The 17511-nt window shown below is 71.1% G+C and carries 19 protein-coding genes; 14 read left to right on the top strand and 5 right to left on the bottom strand.

Annotated features, from left to right (window positions below; genetic code table 11):
• The first annotated feature begins 82 nt into the window (after positions 1-82).
• Both AB0H54_RS29780 and AB0H54_RS29775 read left to right on the top strand, forming a co-directional pair.
• Positions 83-1498, top strand: coding sequence for an amino acid permease (locus tag AB0H54_RS29780; protein WP_357349833.1), 1416 nt, complete (start codon positions 83-85; stop codon positions 1496-1498).
• 134 nt (positions 1499-1632) lie between these two features.
• Complete coding sequence (locus AB0H54_RS29775) at positions 1633-2640, top strand: hypothetical protein (RefSeq protein WP_357349831.1); 1008 nt, start codon at positions 1633-1635, stop codon at positions 2638-2640.
• 4 nt (positions 2641-2644) lie between these two features.
• Here the strand turns inward: AB0H54_RS29775 and AB0H54_RS29770 are convergent, their stop codons facing one another.
• From AB0H54_RS29770 to AB0H54_RS29760, 3 genes are all read right to left on the bottom strand, one after another.
• The gene (locus AB0H54_RS29770) at positions 2645-3436 is read right to left on the bottom strand and encodes a class I SAM-dependent methyltransferase (RefSeq protein WP_357349829.1); all 792 of its coding nucleotides are present in this window, start codon (positions 3434-3436) and stop codon (positions 2645-2647) included.
• A gap of 57 nt (positions 3437-3493) precedes the next feature.
• The gene (locus AB0H54_RS29765) at positions 3494-4927 is read right to left on the bottom strand and encodes an MFS transporter (RefSeq protein ID WP_357350039.1); all 1434 of its coding nucleotides are present in this window, start codon (positions 4925-4927) and stop codon (positions 3494-3496) included.
• Between the two features lie 88 nt (positions 4928-5015).
• On the bottom strand, positions 5016-5765 hold the full coding sequence (locus AB0H54_RS29760; RefSeq protein ID WP_355282009.1) for an IclR family transcriptional regulator: 750 nt from the start codon (positions 5763-5765) through the stop codon (positions 5016-5018).
• A gap of 215 nt (positions 5766-5980) precedes the next feature.
• Between AB0H54_RS29760 and AB0H54_RS29755 the strand changes: the two genes are divergently transcribed.
• The 8 genes from AB0H54_RS29755 to AB0H54_RS29720 are packed head-to-tail and all read left to right on the top strand — an operon-like array spanning position 5981 to position 13557.
• On the top strand, positions 5981-7018 hold the full coding sequence (locus AB0H54_RS29755; RefSeq protein ID WP_357349827.1) for an NrtA/SsuA/CpmA family ABC transporter substrate-binding protein: 1038 nt from the start codon (positions 5981-5983) through the stop codon (positions 7016-7018).
• Position 7019: 1 nt separating this feature from the next.
• Positions 7020-7835, top strand: coding sequence for an ABC transporter permease (locus AB0H54_RS29750; protein ID WP_355282015.1), 816 nt, complete (start codon positions 7020-7022; stop codon positions 7833-7835).
• Entirely contained in the window at positions 7832-8596 is a 765-nt protein-coding gene (locus AB0H54_RS29745) for an ATP-binding cassette domain-containing protein (RefSeq protein WP_357349825.1), read from the top strand. Before AB0H54_RS29750 ends, AB0H54_RS29745 begins: the two co-directional genes overlap by 4 nt.
• Positions 8593-9618: an ABC transporter substrate-binding protein gene (locus AB0H54_RS29740; RefSeq protein ID WP_357349823.1), complete on the top strand. Its 1026-nt coding sequence runs from the start codon at positions 8593-8595 to the stop codon at positions 9616-9618. Before AB0H54_RS29745 ends, AB0H54_RS29740 begins: the two co-directional genes overlap by 4 nt.
• Positions 9615-10715, top strand: a complete 1101-nt coding sequence (locus AB0H54_RS29735) for an LLM class flavin-dependent oxidoreductase (RefSeq protein WP_357349822.1) — start codon at positions 9615-9617, stop codon at positions 10713-10715. The genes AB0H54_RS29740 and AB0H54_RS29735 overlap by 4 nt, the downstream gene beginning before the upstream one ends.
• Positions 10712-11881 carry an LLM class flavin-dependent oxidoreductase gene (locus AB0H54_RS29730; protein ID WP_357349820.1) on the top strand — a complete coding sequence of 390 codons (1170 nt, stop codon included), beginning with the start codon at positions 10712-10714 and terminating at the stop codon, positions 11879-11881. Before AB0H54_RS29735 ends, AB0H54_RS29730 begins: the two co-directional genes overlap by 4 nt.
• A 15-nt stretch (positions 11882-11896) precedes the next feature.
• Positions 11897-12616, top strand: a complete 720-nt coding sequence (locus AB0H54_RS29725; protein ID WP_357349818.1) for a class II aldolase/adducin family protein — start codon at positions 11897-11899, stop codon at positions 12614-12616.
• Entirely contained in the window at positions 12613-13557 is a 945-nt protein-coding gene (locus tag AB0H54_RS29720) for an ABC transporter substrate-binding protein (RefSeq protein ID WP_357349816.1), read from the top strand. Before AB0H54_RS29725 ends, AB0H54_RS29720 begins: the two co-directional genes overlap by 4 nt.
• Before the next feature lie 56 nt (positions 13558-13613).
• Here the strand turns inward: AB0H54_RS29720 and AB0H54_RS29715 are convergent, their stop codons facing one another.
• A complete protein-coding gene (locus AB0H54_RS29715) occupies positions 13614-14162 on the bottom strand; it encodes a hypothetical protein (RefSeq protein ID WP_355282036.1) in 549 nt (182 codons plus the stop codon).
• 108 nt (positions 14163-14270) lie between these two features.
• On the opposite strand from AB0H54_RS29715, the gene AB0H54_RS29710 reads away from it, so the two are divergent.
• Together AB0H54_RS29710 and AB0H54_RS29705 are read left to right on the top strand one after the other, a co-directional pair.
• Positions 14271-15419 carry a histidine kinase gene (locus tag AB0H54_RS29710; protein WP_357349814.1) on the top strand — a complete coding sequence of 383 codons (1149 nt, stop codon included), beginning with the start codon at positions 14271-14273 and terminating at the stop codon, positions 15417-15419.
• On the top strand, positions 15416-16060 hold the full coding sequence (locus AB0H54_RS29705) for a response regulator transcription factor (protein ID WP_357349812.1): 645 nt from the start codon (positions 15416-15418) through the stop codon (positions 16058-16060). Before AB0H54_RS29710 ends, AB0H54_RS29705 begins: the two co-directional genes overlap by 4 nt.
• Positions 16061-16125: 65 nt before the next feature.
• On the opposite strand, the gene AB0H54_RS29700 is transcribed toward AB0H54_RS29705, so the two are convergent.
• Positions 16126-16272, bottom strand: coding sequence for a hypothetical protein (locus AB0H54_RS29700; RefSeq protein ID WP_357349810.1), 147 nt, complete (start codon positions 16270-16272; stop codon positions 16126-16128).
• Between the two features lie 278 nt (positions 16273-16550).
• Here AB0H54_RS29700 and AB0H54_RS29695 point away from each other — a divergent pair, with 278 nt between their 5' ends.
• Entirely contained in the window at positions 16551-16832 is a 282-nt protein-coding gene (locus AB0H54_RS29695) for a hypothetical protein (RefSeq protein ID WP_218717450.1), read from the top strand.
• 41 nt (positions 16833-16873) lie between these two features.
• On the top strand, positions 16874-17470 hold the full coding sequence (locus AB0H54_RS29690; RefSeq protein ID WP_357349808.1) for an NAD-dependent epimerase/dehydratase family protein: 597 nt from the start codon (positions 16874-16876) through the stop codon (positions 17468-17470).
• The last annotated feature ends 41 nt before the right edge of the window (positions 17471-17511 follow it).

Below are 17511 nucleotides of genomic sequence, written 5' to 3'. Positions count from 1 at the left end.
GCGCCCCGGTGGGGGTGACCGGTGCCACGGTTGCCGGGCGGTAGCGTGCAGGACTGATCGACGCGACGGAAGGACACGATCCATGTCAGCTGACGGCCCCGGGCTATCCACCGCAGCCGTGCAGGCGCCCACTCCGACGACCGAATCGGAGGGCTACGCGCGCGGCCTGAGCCCGCGCACCATCCAGATGATCGCCATCGGCGGCGCGATCGGTACCGGCCTGTTCTACGGCTCCGGCGCCGCGATCGAGCAGGCCGGGCCGTCGTTGATCCTGGCCTATCTGGCCGCGGGCCTGGCCATCTTCGTCATCATGCGCGCGCTCGGTGAGTTGCTGACCTATCGGCCGGTGTCGGGCAGCTTCGCCGAATACGCGCACGAATTCCTCGGCCGCTTCGCCGGTTTCGCGACCGGCTGGTCGTACTGGGCGGTGTGGGTGTCGACCTGCATGGCCGAGATCACCGTCGCTGGCAAATACGTGCAGTACTGGTTCGACATCCCGCAGTGGGTGACCGCGCTGGTGGTGCTTGCGGTGCTGTTCGCCGCGAACCTGATCTCGGTGCGGATCTTCGGTGAGGGCGAGTTCTGGTTCTCGGCCATCAAGGTCACCGCGATCCTGGCGATGATCCTGATCGGCATCGGCGTGCTGGTGTTCGGCTTCGGCCACGCCACGAACCCGACGGTGACCAACCTGTGGGCCGACGGCGGCGTGTTCCCGCACGGCTTCGGGCAGACCCTGCTGGTGCTGCAGATCGTCGTGTTCGCCTACGTGGGTGTCGAACTGGTGGGCGTGACGGCGGGGGAGGCCCGCGATCCGAAGGCCACGCTGCGCAAGGCGATCAACACCCTGCCGTTCCGCATCGGCCTGTTCTATGTCGGCGCGCTCGTGGTGATCATGTCGGTGGCGAGCTGGCGTACCTTCCACGCGGGCCGCAGTCCGTTCGTCGAGGTGTTCGAGCAGATCGGCATTCCGGCCGCCGCGGGCATCATCAACTTCGTGCTGCTCACCGCGGCGCTGTCGTCGTGCAACTCCGGCATCTACTCCACCGGGCGGATGCTGCGCAGCCTCGCGCTGCGGGACGAGGCGCCGGGCGGTTTCGCGAAGCTGAGCAAGCAGTCGGTGCCCTTCACCGGCATCTGCGCCTCGGCGGCGGCGATGGTGATCGGTGTCGTGGTCAACCTGGTCTCGCCGGACAAGGCGTTCGCCTACATCACCTCGGTCAGTACCGTCGGCATCATCGTGGTGTGGGGCGTGATCCTGGTGTGCCACCTGAAGTATCGCGCCAAGGTGCGGGCCGGCGAGCTGCCCGCCAGTGACTACCGGCTGCCCGGCGCGCCCGTGACCACCTGGGCCGCACTGGGCTTCCTCGGTCTGGTCGTGGTGCTGCTGCTGTGGACCGACGGCGGGCGCACCGCGCTGGTGGTCGGGGCGGTCTGGGCGGCGCTGGTGTGCCTGGGCTACTACGCCTTCGGCCGCCGCGGCGTCGCGCACACCGGCTGACCGCGACCCCCTGTTTGCTGGAAAGCCGCTGGCAGACAAGCGTTTTCTGTCATACCCCACCGGTATCGTCGAAGGGTCACACAAACGAGCCCGGGGCGAGTGTGGCCGGGCGGTGCGAGAACGGGGGCACGGGGATGAGTGACGACGACCGGGGCGATCTGCAGCCACCGAGCAGGCATGGGACCACCTGGCGGGAATCGGAATACCGGGTCCTGGCCGACGATCTGCGCGCGGGGGCCGACCTGGCGCGCACCGCGAAGACGGTGGGGCGCACCGAATCCGCGGTGCGCGCGGCCCTGCGCAACTTCGTGCCACCCGAGGACCGGGTGCCGACGGCCGAACGGGAACGCTGGATTCGCGGTCGGCTGGTGGCCGAGCCGGAATGGGATTGGTGGGCGGTGGTGGTCGATCAGCACCGCCGCACCCGCAGCGGCCTGTGGTTCACCCGGCACGAACACTGCGCGCGGATCGGCTGGCGCCGGCGCACGCCGATGACGGCGCTGGCGCAGGAACTGGGGACCTCGGAGCTGTCGGCCGCCGAGCTGCTGCGCTCGCTCGGGCTGGTCGCGAGTATCGAGGAGGCGGCCGATCAGCTGGGCGCGACACCGGGACTCGCTCTGGCCAAACGGGTCTCGGCCCGCCGCGACGACGCCGTTGGCGCGCGCTGGATCCTGGTGATCGACGGCGCGGCGGGCACCACCCGCTCCCGCAACGCCCCGGTCCGCAGGCAGGTCTCCCTGCACGAGACCCGCGCGGCCGCCGAGGCCGAACGCGACCGGGTGCTGGCCTGGCACACGCGCGTCGGCGCGGGCGAACCGGAAGCGCCGGTGTGGTGGACCATCGCCGAACGCGGGCTCGGCGCGACCACCGGGCACACCCGCTGCGGCACGTTCGACCCCGCGGCGGCGGCCGGTGGCCCGGTCCGGGCCGAGGCGCTCGCGGTCGGCGACGTCATCCGCGTCGGCGTCCCCGACGGTGGCTTCCTGCAGGACCGGATCACCGCGATCGCTCAGGCGGGCGCGGGCGCTCCGATCGTCGTCGACCTCGCGCCCGTGGCGAATTCGCGGGTGCGACGCGTCGTCGAGTTCGCCCCGGGCGAGGTCGTCGATGTGGTGCGTGGCCTGGCGGAACGCGCGAGCTGACCGCTCAGTGCCGAGGTGATTCGCGCAGCACGGCCCGGATCACCTCGGTGCGCAACGGGAAGTCGAACTCGCCCTCGGCGGTCGCCGGGGTCGCGCGCAGGTAGGCCCGGATGCGGTCGAGTAGAGCCGTTCGCTGCTCCGGCGGGATCACCACGGTGTGCGAATGGGTGCCGATGGTGGTCACCAGCGATTCCGCGGTGCGCCGCTGGCTGTGTGGGAACTCGGCTTTCTCAAACGTCGCGAACAACGGGTGCGCGGGCAGCTTCTCTTCGTCTTCGGGCGGGGTGAAGGACACCTCCGAGCGGGAGACGCGCTGGAGTCCGGCCACCCACTCGGCGCTGGTGTCGTCGGTGTTCCAGAACGCCGCGAACACCCCACCGGGCCGCAGGACCCGGGCGATCTCGGGGAACGCGCGGTCTTGATCGAACCAGTGGAACGCCTGCCCGGCGACCACCGCGTCCACCGACCCGTCGGGGAGCGGAATCGCCTCCGCCGCACCGGAGCGCGCGGTGACCGAGGGATACCGTCGCACCAGTTCGGCGAGCATGGCCGCATCGGGTTCGACGGCGATCGCCTCGGCCCCGGCCGCCAGCAGGCCGTCGGTGAGCTTGCCGGTGCCCGCGCCCAGGTCGAGGACGGTCACGTCGGTCCGGCCGACCGGCTGCAACGCCCATCGGATCGCGGCTGCCGGATAGTCCGGCCGATGGTCGGCGTATACCGCGGCCTGTGCCCCGAACGAACTCGCCCGGCTCGTGCGCCGCGCCGCCGGATCCATCGAATCCCCTGTTCCCCACACGATCTCGACCCTACCGATACTTTCTCCTGGCGACGCCGCACAGACCGGGCGGATCGATCAGTCGATCTGATCGGCCGTGGCGGGCGCGGGTCGTGCTCCGGGCATGGTGGCCGCCGCGGCCAGCAGCACGATCGACATCGCCAGCAGTGTCACGAACACCAGGTGGATCGCGTCGGCGAGTTCGCCGGGATCCGGGCGGTCGACCGCACTCACCTGGGCGTTCACGATCGCGCCGAACACGGCGACGCCGACCGCGCTGCCGATCGAGCGGGCGAACATGGTCGCCGAGGTGACGACGCCGCGTTCGGCCCAGGCCGCGTCGGTCTGGGCGGCGATCAGGGTCGGATTGGCCACCAGACCCATGCCCGCGCCGATGAGGAAACAGGCGCACGCCAGCTGCCACGGACTGGCCCGATCGCCGATCGGCAACAGCGCCACGCAGCCGACGACCGCGATCGCGCTGCCGATCAGCGCCGTCGTCCGGAAGCCGAGGCGCAGGTAGAACCGGCCCGCCTGGGACGCGGTGATCGGCCAGCCGATGGTCAACGCGCCGACGGTGAGTCCGGCGAGGGTGGCGGTGGTGCCGAGCACGCCCTGGGCGAAGGTCGGCACGTAGGAGGTGAGGCCGAGCACGATCGCGCCGATCAGCATCGAGACCGCGCTCGCCGCGACCACCACCCGGCGGGTGAAGATCCACAGCGGCAGAATCGGATTCGCGGTGCGGTGCTCGGCGAAGGCGAAGACGACCAGCACCACGGCGCTGCCGACGAACAGGGTCAGGCTCGTGAGGGAGTTCCACGCCCACGCTTGGCCGCCCTCGAGCAGCGCGAGGATCAGCGCGCCCGCACCGAGGGTGAGCAGGGCCGCGCCGAGGTAGTCGACCTGCCCGCGGGCCCGGCGCGGGGTGGTCTCGGTGAAGTTGCGCAGCAGCATCACCCCGGCCAGCGCCGCCAGCGGCAGATTGACCAGGAAGATCCAGCGCCAGCTGGCGAAATCGGCGAAGGCGCCACCGACCAGTGGACCGAGCACCGCCGATCCGGCCCACACCCCGGCCAGATAGCCCTGCACCTTGGCTCGCTCGGGCAGGGTGTACAGATCGGACGCGATGACCATCGTCATCGGCTGGATCGCGCCCGCGCCGATGCCCTGGATCGCCCGGAACACGATCAGCGCCACCATGCTCGTCGCGAGCCCGCACAGCAGCGAGCCCAGCGCGAACACCACGATCCCGAACAGGATCACCGGCTTGCGCCCGACGGTGTCGGCGATCTTGCCGTAGATCGGCACCGTCACGGCCTGGGTGAGCAGATAGATCGAGAACAACCAGGGGAACAGCGCGAAGCCACCCAGATCGGCGGTGATGGTCAGCACGCCGGTGGCGATGATCGTGGAGTCCAGCGCGACCAGGCTCGTCGACATCATCAGCGAGGCCAGGATCGCGCCGCGGTCGGAGCGCAGCCCGACCGCGGGACGTGCGGTATCGGTCGCCACCAGGGCTCCCTTCATGAGCTCAACTAAACAAATACAAAGTATCGTCCCAGGAATTCGGGCGGACCCGAACGGGTGCGGGGGAGTGGGGTCAGTCCGCGGCGGCGAAGGTGGCGGCGATATCGGCGGCGGTGACCTTGGCGAGTTCGACGAAGAACGGCACCCGCTCGTCGATCATCAGCGTGACCGGGCCGCGCAGGCCGAGCGCGAAGCGGCACCGGCCCTGCGGGTCGAGGATGGGCAGACCGATGGTGCGGAATCCCGGATCGAGCTCTCGATCGTTGAACGCGTATCCCCGTGCCCGGGTCGCGACCAGTTCCGCACGCATCTCCGCGGCGTTCGACACGGATCGCTCGGTGCCCTCTTCATAAGGGAGGGAACGCAATTCGTCGTCATCGACCTCGGACCAGGCCAGCAGCGCCTTGCCGAGGGCGCTCGCGTGCAGCGGCAGGCGTACGCCCTGCAATTCGTGCCCGTCGCTCTCGCGCCAGCGGCTGGTGCCGAGCAGGACGGCGTGGATGCCGTGGCGGGTCGCGACCGAACCGGTGGCGCCGGTGGTCGCCGCCAGCTGCTCGAGATACGGCTCGGCGAGATAGATCTTGTGCTGGCGGTAGGCGATCTGCCCGTACTCGGCCAGTGCGCCGCCCATCCGGTAGCGGCTGGATTCGGCGTCCTTCTCCAGGAATCCGGCCTGCACCAGGGCACCGAGCAGCCGGTGGGTGGTGCTCACCGCCAGTCCCTGGGCGCGCGCGACCTCGGAGACGCCCCGTTCCTCGCCCCCACGGAAGCAATCGAGTACCGACAGGGCCCGGGTCACGGTCTGCACGCTGGAGGTCTCCACGGAGCCGACGGTAACACAGCGTGACGCGTGCGAACCCTGGCCGCTTTCCGATATTCGGAAAGTGTGGGCGGGTTTGTCGCGGAAAGCGGCCATAGATTGCGGGATCGGCGGCTGTCAAGCTTTCCGATCCCTGGAAAGACATACCTCGTTCGGTGCCGTGTCCGCTCCTACGCTGCGAAAGCACCACCCGCCCTTCCCCGAACACAGGAGCCCCGATGTCCCGCAGGCTGCCGGCCTTCTCGAGGATCGCGCTCGCGATCGTCCCCGTCGTCGCCCTCGTCGCGGCGTGTGGCTCCGGTTCCACGCCCGAACCGGGCGCGCAGCCCTCGTTCGTTCTCAAGGTCACCGATCCGGGCAACACCGGACCGCTCGCGGTCGGCAAGCGCGACGGCACCTTCGACGCGGCGCTGGCTCCGCTCGGCGCGAAGATCCAATGGGTCACCACCACACCGGGTTTCAGCTCCATGCTGAAGCTTTTCAACACCGAGGAACTCGACGTCTCCGGTGCCGCCTTCAGCCCCGTCGTCGGCGCGCTGTCCAAGGACGTCGGCGTGAAGATCGTCGCCGTGGCCGACCCCGCCGGTCAGGATCAGAGCGGCATCGTCGTCACGCCCGAGTCCGGGGTGACCTCGGTGGCCGGGCTGGTGGGCAAGCGGATCGCGGTGAATCCCGCGGGCAAGGGCGAGTACATCACCCTGAAAGCCCTCGCCCAGGCGGGAATCCCGGCCGACAGGGTGACCAGGGTCCCGCTGCAGCAGAAGGACGCCGCCTCGGCCTTCGCCACCGGCAAGGTCGACGCCTGGGCCTCGTTCCTGGTGCCCTACCAGGAGGCCAAGGCCGCGGGCGCGCGCGAGATCGTCACCGAGAAGGCGATCGGCTCGCACGACAACACCGTCGTCGTGTTCCGTACCGAGGTCCTCGACCAGCGGCCCGACGTCGCCGCCAAGTACCTCGAAGTCCTGCAGGGACTCACCGCGAAACAGAAGGCCGCGCCCGCCGACTTCGAGAACGTCTTCGAGAAGACCGGTCCGCGCGCGCTGACCGGCGATCGCCTCGCCGACGCCATCCGGGTCGGCGGTGAGGTCACCGTGCCGCGCCTGCCCGCCGAATCCGACGCCACCGACCTGGCCGACGTGGTGAACACCTTCGCCGACAACGGCGTGATCAGCCGCCGCATCGCCGCCGCCGACATCTTCTACGACCTGCGCTCCAAGCTCAGCCCGGAGCAGCTGGCCGCACTGAAGGACAAGTGACATGACCACCCTCGAACTGGCGCCGCCGCGGGCCCGGGTCACCGGACAGCGCCCTCGCTGGCTGTCGCTCGGCCTGCGCGCCGCGCTGCCCGCGGCCATCGTGGCGGCCTGGTGGGGTGGCTCGGCGAGCGGCGCGATCTCACCCCGGGTGATCGCCAGTCCCGGCGCGGTCTGGGCGGCGTTCCTGGAACTGCTCGACAGCGGCCAGCTGGTCGACTTCGCGCTGGCCTCCTTCGGCCGGGCCGCCGCCGGCGTCGCCATCGGCGTCTCGGTGGGCCTGGTGCTCGGGCTGCTGTCGGGGCTGTCCAGCCTCGGCGAGGAACTCGTCGACTCGACCATGCAGATCGTGCGGGCGGTGCCGTTCCTCGCGCTGGTGCCGCTGTTCATCTCCTGGTTCGGCATCGATGAGCTGTACAAGGTGCTGCTCATCGCGGTGGCGACCACGGCGCCGATGTACGCCTACACCTATCTCGGGGTGCGCAATGTCGACCGCAAGATGGTCGAGGCCGCCCGCAGTTTCGGGCTCACCGGCACCCGGCTGATCGCCGAGGTGATCGTGCCCGCCGCGCTGCCCGGCATCCTGATGGCGCTGCGGATCTGCCTGTCGATCAGCATCACCGGCCTCATCGCCGCCGAACAGGTCGGCACCCAGCAGGGCGTCGGCTATCTGGTGACGCTGGCCCAGGAATACAACCGCACCGACTACATGGTGCTGTGCGTCGTGCTCTACGCCCTGCTCGGCCTGGTGTTCGACGCGCTCGTACGGCTCGCGGAACGCTACGCGATGCCCTGGCGGAAGCAGGTGGCGATCCGATGACCACGACAGCGGCCGCGCCCGTCGAGACGACGGTCGAACCGCAGGCACCGGTGGCGGTCTCGATCACCGGCCTGCGCAAGGCCTTCGGCGACAAGACGGTGCTCGACGGCGTCGACCTGACCATCCGGCGCGGCGAGTTCGTCGTGCTGCTCGGCCCGAGCGGCACCGGCAAGACCACACTGCTGCGCCTGCTCACCGGCCTGGAAGTGCCCGATGCCGGCGAGGTGCTGGTCCCGCCCCGGCGCACCACGGTCTACCAGGAACCCCGGCTGATCCCGTCGAAGCGGGTACTGGCCAATGTGCTCGTCGGGTTGCGCCGCGGCAAGGCCCAGCGCGACGCCGGGCTGCGGGCACTGAGCGAAGTCAACCTCGACGGCAAGGCCGGACAGTGGCCCGCCACCCTGTCCGGTGGCGAAGCCCAGCGGGCCGCCCTGGCCAGGGCCCTGGTCCGGGAGCCGGAACTGCTGCTGCTCGACGAGCCGTTCGCGGCGCTGGACGCGCTGACCCGGCTCCAGATGCAGGACCTGGTCGGCGATCTCGTCGCCCGGCACCGGCCAGCGGTCCTCATGGTCACCCACGATGTCGACGAGGCGATCCGGCTCGCCGACCGGGTGCTCATCCTCGACCACGGCCGCTTCGCCGTCGACGAGGTCATCGACCTGCCCCAGCCGCGCGACCACGCGGCACCCGAAACCCTCGGTTACCGAACGCAATTCCTCGCCCATCTCGGCGTCGGACCACACACCAGGAGCCTGTCATGACCGAAACCCTGTGGTACACCCGCTGCCCCGTGCCGACCGCGAGCGGTCTCGCGCACAGCTTGGGCTGGCTCGGCGAGACCGCAGTCAGCGCAGGCCTCGACTTCGGTGTCCTGCAGGACGCGGGCCCCGAACTCGCCGGCCACCACTTCCTGCACGATCTGTCCGGCCTGATCCGCGAGGGCGGCAACGTGCCCGCGCTGGCCGCTCGCGCGCAGGGCTCGCCGACCCGGCTGATCGGCCTGACCTGGATCGACGAATCCCAGGCGATCCTCGTCGGCCCGGACTCGCCGGTCACCGACGCGGCGGGACTGGCCGGGCTGCGGGTCGGTGTGCCCGCGTGGGCGCAGGACCAGGCCCGCAGCTTCCCGCGGGCGATGGCGCTGCACGGGTTCGCCAACGCGCTGCGCCCGGCCGGGCTGACCCTGGCCGACGTGCGGGTCACCGAACTCGACGTCGAGCGGGATCCGCAGGTGCGCACCGCGATCCAGGCGGCCCGCCGGTCCACCACCTGGGGTGTCGAGGAACTGCTGGCAGGCAAGGTCGACGCCATCTATGTCAAGGGCGCTCGCGCGCAGGAGGTCGCTCGCGAGAACGGGCTGCGCGTCGCGGTCGACCTGGACGCCTCGGCCACCAAACACCTGCGCGTCAACAACGGCACCCCGCGCCCGATCACGGTGCACGCGGATCTGCTCGAATCGCGGCCCGAGGTCGTCGTCGGCTTCCTCGCGCAGAGCCTGCGCGCCGCCGACTGGGCGGCCGGTGACCTCGACGGTGTGCGCGCGGTGCTGCAGCGCGAAACACTGTCCGGCCCGGAGGGCGTCGTCGCCGCCTACGGTGACGAGTTCCATCGCGGACTGCACCCGTCGCTGAGCGAGGAACGCGTCGAGCTGCTCGGCGTGCAGAAGCAGTTCCTCTACACCCACGGCTTCCTGGCCGCGGACTTCGACCTCGAATCCTGGGTCGCCGCCGAGCCGTTGGCCCGGGCGCAGGAGCTCGTCGCCGCCGAGCGGGTGCCCGCATGACCGAGTTCGTGTGGAAGCTGCCCAGCCGTGGTGACGGTCGCCGCGCCGCGCCCGCCCTGCGCGGCCGCGGCGGATTCGGGCCGCGGGCGCCGCGCACCGAGGCCACCGATGTGCGTCCCGGCCGGTTCGGCCCGTTCGACGATCTCGCCCAGATCGTCGACGCCGCGGAGCTGAACGGCTTCGACGGTGTGCTTGCGCCCTATGATCCGCTCGGCGAGGAATCCTGGATCGTCGCGGGCGCGGCCCTGCGCGCCACCCGGTACGCGCGGGTAACCGTCGAATTCCAGCCCGCCTTCGGCACGCCGGTGTACGCCGCCAAGATCTCGGCCACCCTGCAGCGGCATGCGCGGGGCCGGTTGAACTGGCAGCTCGCGGTCGATACCGACCAAGCGGAGGCCCATTCGCGTGGCGACCACATCGGCGGCGACGACCGCTACCGGCGCGCCGCCGAATTCCTCACCGTCGCGCGCGGCGTCTGGAACGAAACCGAGGTCGGCGCGGCCGGATTCGCGGGCACCGGGTTCGAATACGCGGGGCAGTACTACGACGTGGTCGACGGCGGTTTCCGCGGCATCCTGTCCGGCCTGCCGTTCCCGACGGTCCACCTGAGCGGCACCTCGGCGGCCGCATTGGAGCTGTCGGCCGCGCACGGCGACGTCCACGTCTTCGGCGAGGAACCCGACGGGATCTCCCGGGCCGCCGCCGAACTGGGCGAGCGCGCCGCCGCGGCGGGCCGCCGGGTCCGGATCGCACTGGACCTGCCGATCATCGCCAGGGAGACCGAGGACGAGGCCTGGGCGCGCGTGCACCGCCAGTGGGATGAGCTGGGCCGCACCGATTCCGCGGCCGCGCACGCCCTCGGCGACGGCCGCTGGGCCGGCTTCGACGCGCTCGGCTACGACCGGCGGATCGGCCTGGTCGGCAGCTATGAGCAGGTGGCCCGCCAGCTCTCGGTGTACGAGATCGCCGGCGTGCAGACCTTCGTGCTGTCGGGGCATCCGCAGATCGAGGAGATCCACCGGGCGGGCGAACACCTGCTGTTCCTCGCCGATCCGGCAGGCCGCACCCTCTCCACCGCGCAGGAGCTCACCGCATGACCATCGACGTCTACTGGCGCATCGGGATGGAAGGCGACCACGCCTCCCTGCGCACCCCGCGCCGCTACAACCGCGGCAACGCGGGCGGCTACGGTCCCGGCAATCTCGCCCCCGCCATCCGCGGCGGCGCGCTGGACGAGTACAGCTACCTCGACCACGTCGCCGCCGTGGCCAAGGCCTCCGAATCGGCGGGCTTCCTCGGCGGGCTGCTCCCGTCGTTCCCGGTGACCGACGATCCGTGGGCGGTGGCTGCCGCGCTGGCCGCCGAGACCACCACCTACCGCTTCATGGTCGCCTTCCAGCCCGGTTTCCTGCACCCGGTGCAGGCCGCCAGGATGTCGGCGAGCCTGCAGCGCGCCACCGGCGGCAGGCTGGTCTACAACATCATCAGCGGCGGCGGGGGACCGGCCCAATTGTGGTGGGGCGACAAGGTCGCCCACGACGACCGCTACGCCCGCACGAGCGAGTTCCTCGACGTCCTGCGCGGTGTGTGGGACGGCGAACCGTTCGACCACGACGGCCGCTTCTTCCGCACCGAGGGCGCCGCACTGCCGCCCGGCCTGGCCGGTCAGCCGTTCCCCGAGGTGTACTTCTCGGGGTCCTCCGGCGCAGCGGTGGCCGCCGCGGGCCGCCATGCCGACTACTACCTGTCCTGGCTCGAGCCGTTCGCCGACCTGCGCGCCAAGTTCGACGGGGTCCGGCGCAACGCCGAAACCCTCGGTCGCACACCGAAGTTCGCGGTCCGCATCGACATCGTCGCCCGGCACACCGAGGAAGCGGCCTGGGCCGAGATCGAGAAGGGCTGGGCCTTCGTCGACCGCGACGCCGCCAACCGGGCCGCCCAGGGCGACTCGGTCGGCGCGGCCAGGATCGCCGGCTGGGTGCCCGAAACCATCACCGGCTACCGCGATCTGGAAGTCCAGCCCAATGTCTGGTGCGGCTTCAGCCTGATCCGCGGCGGACCCGCCTTCGGCCTCGTCGGCAGCTACGAGCAGGTCGCCCAGCGGCTCGACGAACTCGTCGACCTCGGCGTCGACGCCTTCATCCTCGCGGGCAACCCGCACCTGGAGGAGGCCTACCGAGTGGGCGAGGAAGTCCTGCCCCTGCTCGGCCGCTCCCGGCTCACCACCCCGTCCACCGACACCGTCCTCGCGACGGCCCGATAACCCAGGAGTCCTTCGATGACCACCACCGAAACCCGTCTGCCGGAGGCCGTCACGGCCTTCGTCGCGGCGGCGACCCGCGACGCCGAGACCGCGTTCCGGGTGTTCCGCGAAACCGGCACCGTCACCGGCAACGGCACCGTCAACTTCGTCGAGCGGGTGCCCGGCGAGGAGATCGCCATCGCGCTCAACGCGCCGGGCCCGTGGGCGGCCGAGCGCACGGTCGAGCCCGTCGTCGCCACCTTCGACGGGGAAGTGCTGTCCGGCACGGGTTCCGCCGGTTTCGTCACCGGATACGCCGAGGTGTTCCGCGCGCACCCGGAGATCACCTCCGTCGTGCACATCCACACCCCGTGGCTGGGCGGCTGGGCGCAGACCCACCGCACCCTGCCGATCCGCTACGCCGCCTCGCAGCGGCTGACCCTGTCGCGGGAGATCCCGCCGCACATCGACCGCACCATCGGCGCGGGCGAATTCATCCTGAGCAAGCTGACGACCGACCCGCACCTCGTCGCGATCTTCGAAGCCAACGGTGGCGCCAATGTGCTCGGCCGCGCCGGGCTGCTGGAACTGGCGAAGTTCGTCGTCCTGCTCGAGGAGGGTGCGCAGTACCAGGCGATCGCCGAAACCCTCGGCGGCTCGGTCGACTTCGACCCGTCCAACCTGGCGGTGCAGTGGCGCCGCAGCGGCCTGGCCGACGAGGCCCGCCGCCTCGGCCTGATCGGTGATGCCCGATGAGCCTGCGCGTCGGGTACTTCCCGCACAACAACTCGCTGTTCGTCCTGCGCCACCTCGGCATTCTCGAGCGCGCGATCCCCGACGTCGAGTGGGTCGACCTGCGCGCCCTGCCGCAGGCCGAGCGCGTCGACCCGAAGACCGCTCTGCCGGGCGAACATTCGGACTGGCTGTTCACCGAGGGCGGCTACGACATCATCGGCACCGGCTTCACCCCGCCGCTGACCGCGCTGGCCAACCAGCGCGACATCGTCTACCTCGGCATCTCCGGGCCGCGCGTGGAGAACGGCAGGCTGGTGGCGACGGCCGCGAGCGGCATCACCTCCGCCGCCGACCTGAAGGGCAAGCGGGTCGGCATCGCGCACGGGTCGTGGCAGACGACGCTGCTGCTGTTCGCCCTCCACCAGGTGGGACTGACCTGGGCCGATGTCGAACCGGTCGACGTCGACGTGCGCGGTGGCGGTGCCGCTCTGCTGTCCGGTGAGCTCGATGCCTGGGTCGGCACCTACCCCGGCCTGCGGGAGGTCGAGGCCGCCACGGAGCTGATCACCCTGGTCGACACCGCCTCGGTGTTCAGCCATCCGTCGCTGTGGTTCACCCGCCGCGACCTCGCCGAGAACAACCGGGCCGCGGTCGAGGCGGTCCTGGCCGCGCTGCGGGAGTCCGACGCCTGGATCGTCGCCAACCCGCGCGCGGCGGCCCAGTACTTCGTCGACGACGCGCGGGCGCGCGGCCTGCCCGCCGACCTGGACGCCTGGGAAGCCGCGCTGCGCGGCCGCCCGTTCGGCGTGCACCCGGTCAGCGAGGACTTCCTCGACGAACAGCAGCGCGCCGCCGATCTGCTCGCCGCCAACGGTCTGCTCCCGCGCACCGTCGACGTGCGGTCGGCGGTCCTGCCGTGGATCGGGACACTGCTCACCGAGCAGACGCCCGCCGCGGTCTGAGCCCGGCACCACGATGCCCCGGTACCGCTTCGGTGCCGGGGCATCGCTCGTGTGCGTCAGCTCCGCTTCGACCCGGTGACCCACACGGGACCGGTGAGCAGCCAGATCACGGTGATCACCCCCAGCGAGCCGAACACACCCATGAGCTGTTCGCGTTGCTGCGCATCGGCCACCGTGTAGCTCAACGCCAGGGTGAGCGCCCCGGCGATGGCCGCCGCGCCGAGCCAGCGCGCGAAGTCGGCCCACTCCTTGCGGGCGCGTTCCGGACCGTCCTTCGGCACCCGCACCGGCGCCGGTCCACCGGCGAAGCGGTAGGCGAAACGCGCGTCGAGCCACGCGATCATCCGGTGCCCGAACATCACCGTGCAGCCGAGGTAGATGCCGGCCAGCCGGTGCGCGAAACCCACCTCGCCGCCCCGGTGCAGATCGATGGCCACCGCGACCACCAGGACCACGTCCAGTACCGGGACCAGCGCCAGCGTCACCAGGCCCGCGCGGCGCAGCCGCACGACATAGCGCAGCAGCAGACCGCCCACCACGAGCACCCAGAAACCGACCTCGCACGCGGCGATGGTCAGCAGTACGGGGTTGTTCCATGCGTCCATTTCCCCACTGTGCCGGGCACACCGGTGCGCCGTCGTCCCGCTGACGGCGCGCCCGCGGTCCCCCTTTCGGGGGACCCGGGACCCGGTCCGGGTGTGCTGAAATGAGGCATGCCCCCGTCCCCCACGCTCCTGTCCCGGCTCGTGGCGGTGTACGACAGCGCGACGGCGGCCGCCGTCGGCGTGTTCCTGGTCGGGCTGCTGCTGTGGGCCGTCGGCGGCTGGCCGGTGGTCCTCGACCGCGATCTGTACCCCCCGGCGGCGAAGCTGGCGCTGCTGTGCGCGGCCTTCGCGATCCAGCTGACCGCCCAGCATCGGCCGGGTCTCGGCTTCGGGCTGATGGTCCTCCTGCTGGCCGGTGACTTCGTCCTCGGGCCGTCGTTGCCGCTGTGGATCGCCCTGTCGGATGTGATCTACCTGGCCGTCAGCGCCGGCTCGGACCGGCTCGGCGTGGTGGTCGCCGGGTTCGCGGTGGCGGTGACCGTGGGCGGGGCGCTGCTGGCGCTGACCGTGCTCGGGCTCCGGGTGGCGATCTACACCGCGCTGATCGGGGTCGCGATCACCTGGTCACCGCTGGGCTACGCGCGGGCGGTGCGGGCCTCGCGCCGCATGGTCGGGGTGGAGCGCAGCGCGGCCAGGGCCGAACTCGCCGCCCGCGACGCCGAGCGCTCGGCCGCACTCGGCGACGAGCGCAGGCGGGTCGCCCGGGACCTGCACGACACGGTGGCCGGTCACCTGTCCGCGGTCGCGATCCTGGCCGAGGTGGCGCAGAAGAACCCCGGCGACACCGCCGTCCTGCAATCGATCCGGGCAGGCAGCCTGGCCGCGCTCGACGAAATGCGCGCGACCATCGACCTGCTGACCTCCCCCGACGACACCGCCGTCACGGCCCGCCTGTCCTCCTTGGACGGGTTGATCGATGCGGCCGAGGCCGCCGGGGGCACGGTGACCCTGCGCCGGCAGTCCGATCTGCCGCTGTCCACCGCGGTGGAAGCGGTGCTCACGCGCATCCTGGGCGAGACGATCGCGAACGCGACCAAGCACGCACCGGGCGCGCCGCTGGCGATCGACGTGCGCCGCGACGCCGGCCGGCTGGTCATGACGGCATCGAACCCGATCCCGCCGGGGCGGCCGGAGGGGGAAGGAAACGGATTGCGCAACATGATCTTTCGTGCCGAATCGATCGACGGCACGCTCACCGCGGGTGCCGAGGACGGCACCTGGCGCGTGCGCGCGCGGATTCCGCTGGGTGAGCGATGACGGTCACGGTGGTGGTGGCCGACGATCACGCCACGATCCGGGCGGGGATCACCATGCTGCTCGAGTCGTCCGGGCAGATCCGGGTCGTCGGCGAAGCGGGCGACGGGGTCGCCGCCGTCCGGCAGACCCGCGCGCTGAATCCCGACGTGGTGCTGATGGACGTGCGCATGCCGCGCGTCGACGGGCTGGAGGCCACCGCCGCGGTGGTCGCCGAGACGACCGCGAAAGTGCTGGTGCTCACCACCTTCGCCATCGACGACTACGTCCTCGGGGCGCTCGCGGCGGGAGCGAGCGGGTTCCTGCTCAAGTCCGTCGGTGGCGACGAACTGGTGCGTGCCGTCCTCGCCGTGGCCGACGGCGACGCGGTGCTCGACCCGAAGGTGACCCGCGCGGTGATCGCCGCGCTGCCCCGGGCGGCCACCCAGGCGCCGCCGCCCGACCTGTCCGCCCTCACCGACCGCGAACGGCAGGTCCTCGCCGGTCTCGGCGCCGGACTGTCGAACCAGCAGATCGGCAGCCGCCTGCACATCGGCGAGGCCACCGTGAAGACCCACGTCTCCCGGGTGCTCACCAAACTCGGCGTGCAATCGCGGGTGCAGGCGGCCGTGATCGCCACCCAGGCGGGCCTGGAACCGTACTGACCGCGCGACGGCGATGCCCCGGGACCGCGTGCGGTCACCGGGGCATCGAGTCGGCGGGGCGGTGTTCAGCGTGCGGGGTGGGGTTCCGTCCGATCGTGACGGATCCGTCGTGATTCAAACCAATAGGTCAGGGAAACGGTGGCGTAGGAAGCCACTACCACTGCTGCGGTCACCAGAAGAAACGCGACGATCAAGGAAATCAGGAAAGCCATGTGCCCTCCTCGCGGTACGGTAGACAGGCGATGAAGGTGGTGGTCAGCGCCTCGTCGCGCCGATTCCGGACAAGCCCCGCGCTCTCGATAGTAGGGGCCCGGCGCGACAGTGGCACGGTCCGACGGGTGTGACGGCGGTCATGGTCGTCGCGGAGTGTCGGCTACGCCATCGAAGCGGCCTGAGGTTGAATGTTCAATGGATCTGGGGTTCTACCGCGTCACGAGTTCTCGACATCGGCTTCACCACGAACATCCGACGAAGGAGCACGATCGTGAGCATGATCCTGGCTGTGTTGGACGGCGCTGTTCTCGCGCAGGTCGGCAACCCCACGCCGGAAGCCCCGCCGATGGCGGAGAAGATCTTGCAGTTGGGCCGGTACTTCACCTGGATGATCCTGCTGTCCGGCGTCACCGCCATCACCTACGGCGGTGGCCGGTTCGCCTGGGAGAAGTGGAGCGGCGGCGGTCTGCAGTCGCCGAAGATGATCGCCAGCGCCATGGCGGGCGGCGCCGTGGCGACCAGTGCGGGCACGATCATGAACGCGGTGATCGGAGCCTGACCTCCGGTCCCGTGGCGCGCGGCCCCGGCTAAGGTCGGGGCGTGCGTATCTTCCTCGCCGGCGCCACGGGCGTCATCGGAACGCGATTGCTGCCGTTGCTGATCGGCGCGGGCCACGAGGTAGCTGGCCTGACGCGCTCCCCGGGCAAGGCGGCAGCGATCCGCGATGCCGGAGCCCACCCGATCGTGCACGACGTCTACGACGCGCCCGGCCTGGTCGCGGCGGTCACCGACTTCGCGCCCGATCTGGTGCTGCACCAGCTCACCGACCTCCCCGACGATGTCGCCGAGCTGGCGACCTCCGGCGAGGCGAACGCGCGCATCCGCACCGAGGGCACCGCGAATCTGCTGGCCGCGGCCGACGCCGCAGGCGCACAGCGCTTTCTCGCCCAGAGCATCGCCTGGCAGCCGCCCGCCGGACGCGGCGCGGTGATCGCCGCGCACGAGGCCGCGGTGCTCGCCGTAGGCGGGATGGTGATCCGCTACGGCCAGTTCTACGGCCCGGGAACGTATTACGAGTCGACGCCACCGGAGCATCCCCGCATCCACGTCGACGACGCGGCTGCCCGCACGGTCGAGCTGCTCGACGCCCCGACCGGCACGGTGATCGTCGCCGACCCGGTGGACGTGCGGAGATAGGCCACACGCCGCGGTAAGCCGAAGCTCGATAGTGGCTATCT

It is taken from the genome of Nocardia sp. NPDC050718, from assembly GCF_040654235.1.
Lineage (GTDB): Bacteria > Actinomycetota > Actinomycetes > Mycobacteriales > Mycobacteriaceae > Nocardia.
This window is presented reverse-complemented; position numbering and strand designations above follow the sequence as displayed.

Coding starts and splice junctions, on each gene's coding strand:
- AB0H54_RS29780 (WP_357349833.1), top strand. CDS start 83: ATGTCAGCTGACGGCCCCGGGCTATCCACCGCAGCCGTGCAGGCGCCC.
- AB0H54_RS29775 (WP_357349831.1), top strand. CDS start 1,633: ATGAGTGACGACGACCGGGGCGATCTGCAGCCACCGAGCAGGCATGGG.
- AB0H54_RS29755 (WP_357349827.1), top strand. CDS start 5,981: ATGTCCCGCAGGCTGCCGGCCTTCTCGAGGATCGCGCTCGCGATCGTC.
- AB0H54_RS29750 (WP_355282015.1), top strand. CDS start 7,020: ATGACCACCCTCGAACTGGCGCCGCCGCGGGCCCGGGTCACCGGACAG.
- AB0H54_RS29745 (WP_357349825.1), top strand. CDS start 7,832: ATGACCACGACAGCGGCCGCGCCCGTCGAGACGACGGTCGAACCGCAG.
- AB0H54_RS29740 (WP_357349823.1), top strand. CDS start 8,593: ATGACCGAAACCCTGTGGTACACCCGCTGCCCCGTGCCGACCGCGAGC.
- AB0H54_RS29735 (WP_357349822.1), top strand. CDS start 9,615: ATGACCGAGTTCGTGTGGAAGCTGCCCAGCCGTGGTGACGGTCGCCGC.
- AB0H54_RS29730 (WP_357349820.1), top strand. CDS start 10,712: ATGACCATCGACGTCTACTGGCGCATCGGGATGGAAGGCGACCACGCC.
- AB0H54_RS29725 (WP_357349818.1), top strand. CDS start 11,897: ATGACCACCACCGAAACCCGTCTGCCGGAGGCCGTCACGGCCTTCGTC.
- AB0H54_RS29720 (WP_357349816.1), top strand. CDS start 12,613: ATGAGCCTGCGCGTCGGGTACTTCCCGCACAACAACTCGCTGTTCGTC.
- AB0H54_RS29715 (WP_355282036.1), bottom strand. CDS start 14,162: ATGGACGCATGGAACAACCCCGTACTGCTGACCATCGCCGCGTGCGAG.
- AB0H54_RS29710 (WP_357349814.1), top strand. CDS start 14,271: ATGCCCCCGTCCCCCACGCTCCTGTCCCGGCTCGTGGCGGTGTACGAC.
- AB0H54_RS29705 (WP_357349812.1), top strand. CDS start 15,416: ATGACGGTCACGGTGGTGGTGGCCGACGATCACGCCACGATCCGGGCG.
- AB0H54_RS29700 (WP_357349810.1), bottom strand. CDS start 16,272: ATGGCTTTCCTGATTTCCTTGATCGTCGCGTTTCTTCTGGTGACCGCA.
- AB0H54_RS29695 (WP_218717450.1), top strand. CDS start 16,551: ATGATCCTGGCTGTGTTGGACGGCGCTGTTCTCGCGCAGGTCGGCAAC.